The 1,151-nt window shown below is 64.3% G+C and carries 1 pseudogene; it reads right to left on the minus strand.

Features of this window, described 5'->3' with window-relative positions:
* Positions 1-1,151, minus strand: a pseudogene (locus DBR20_RS11175) (autotransporter outer membrane beta-barrel domain-containing protein); the annotation flags it as partial.

Below are 1,151 nucleotides of genomic sequence, written 5' to 3' on the forward strand. Positions count from 1 at the left end.
GGTGAAAACGTCGTCGCCGCCCGGTGCAAGCGCCTCCAGCGAGTATGGACGCATGACGATGCCGGACGGTGCCAGCGTTCCGCCTTCGTTGATGTCGATCGTGGCATTCAGCGAGCCGTGGCCGGTAAGTACACCGCCGCGTTCGACCAGGGTCAGGTTGCGCAGCGCGCCGCCCTGCAGTTCGATTCGGCCACCATTGCGGGCACCGATGGCTTCGGCGTGATGTATCCAGCCATTCTGCTGCAGCCGCAGGGTGCCACCGTCCACGACCACGTACTGGGCAGCAGAAGGAGTATCCAATGACCAGACGCCACCCTTGCCGATGCGGATGACCCCGAAGGCATCGTCCAGCCGGATGTCCGACGCCGACTGCTGGAAGTAACGCAGGTTGGCGACCGCGTTGGTGTAGCGACCGCGCACGGCAAGATGCGGATTGAGATCCCCACTCACTTCCTTGCCGACGGAGAGCACATCGCCCGGCATTACGTAGCCGGCATCGGTCACGACGCGATCGCTGTACATCGTGACGCCTGGATAATCGGTGCAGTTGCCTGCGGCGCTCTGGTCGCGGGTCGGGCAGAAGCGTGTGGCTACGGCCATGGTGCTGGGGTCGAAATAGCGCAGGAAGCCCGATTGCTGGGTCAGTTCGTAGTGGGCCTGGATGATGCGTGCTTCGATGACTGCGAAATCGGCCGGGCCGAACATGTCCCGGTAGTACTTGATGTACTTGTCCTGCCCCGGATAGGGCGTGGGTCCATTGGGTCCGGATTCACCATGGATCCCCAGCACGGTCTGCGTGTAGTTGCCGTGTGCTGGCAGCAGGCCGAACTGCGTGACCTTCCGGTTCACCCCTGCGACGAACGCATCCGCGCATGCCGAGTAGCAGCCACCGTCCAATACGGTATCCAGCCCGTGCTGGCGGATGATGGCGCCCATTCCCACGCCACCGGAAGCGGCGCCACCGGGTGAGTTGCGGAACACCACTTGGCGCAGCGGCGTCCCGCGTGCCTTGGCGGCAAGGACATAGGCCTCCAGCGTCCCGGGGTCGGTCGCGAGCACGTTGCCGGTGTAGTAAAGCGTGTCTCCATTCACATGGAAGGCACTGGCACGGGCTGCGGGCGCGGCTGCCATGCCGAGGAGCGCTGCAAGAA

Source organism: Stenotrophomonas sp. HMWF023 (genome assembly GCF_003060985.1).
GTDB lineage: Bacteria > Pseudomonadota > Gammaproteobacteria > Xanthomonadales > Xanthomonadaceae > Stenotrophomonas > Stenotrophomonas lactitubi.